This is a genomic window from Rhodocista pekingensis (assembly GCF_042665545.1).
GTDB classification, from domain to species: domain Bacteria; phylum Pseudomonadota; class Alphaproteobacteria; order Azospirillales; family Azospirillaceae; genus Rhodocista; species Rhodocista pekingensis.
In genome coordinates, this window is sequence record NZ_JBHTCM010000036.1 from 1 (window position 1) to 887 (window position 887).

General features: G+C 66.0%; 1 protein-coding gene. It reads left to right on the forward strand.

Translation table 11 applies throughout. The features are described 5' to 3' along the window. Nucleotides 1-887: elongation factor Tu (tuf, locus tag ACFQPS_RS20095; protein WP_377361137.1), on the forward strand; the 887-nt coding region annotated here is incomplete at both ends.

An 887-nucleotide genomic window follows, 5' to 3' on the forward strand; every position in this document is an offset into this window, starting at 1 on the left:
GACTGCCCGGGTCACGCCGACTACGTTAAGAACATGATCACGGGTGCCGCGCAGATGGACGGCGCGATCCTGGTCGTGTCTGCGGCGGACGGCCCGATGCCGCAGACGCGCGAGCACATTCTGCTGGCGCGTCAGGTCGGTGTTCCGGCGCTGGTGGTGTTCCTGAACAAGATGGACATGGCGGACCCTGAGCTTGTGGAGCTTGTCGAGCTTGAGGTTCGTGAGCTGCTGTCGAGCTACGGCTTCCCGGGCGACGACATTCCGGTGGTGAAGGGCTCGGCGCTGTGCGCGCTGGAGGACCGCAACCCGGAGATCGGCGAGCAGGCGATCCTTGAGCTGATGCGTCATGTCGATGCCTACATCCCGCAGCCGGAGCGTCCGAAGGACCGTCCGTTCCTGATGCCGATCGAGGACGTGTTCTCGATCTCGGGTCGTGGCACGGTGGTGACGGGGCGCGTCGAGCGCGGGGTGATCAAGGTCGGTGAGGAAGTCGAGATCGTCGGCATGAAGCCGACGGTGAAGACGACGGTGACCGGCGTCGAGATGTTCCGCAAGCTGCTCGACCAGGGCGAGGCGGGCGACAACATCGGCGCGCTGCTGCGCGGCACGAAGCGCGAGGATGTGGAGCGCGGTCAGGTTCTGGCGAAGCCGGGCTCGATCACCCCGCACACGAAGTTCGAGGCCGAGACCTACATCCTGACCAAGGACGAGGGCGGCCGTCACACGCCGTTCTTCACGAACTACCGGCCGCAGTTCTACTTCCGCACCACCGACGTGACCGGCATGGTGACCCTGCCGGAGGGCACGGAGATGGTGATGCCGGGCGACAACGTCCGCATCCGGGTCGAGCTGATCGCGCCGATCGCCATGGACGAGGGCCTGCGCTT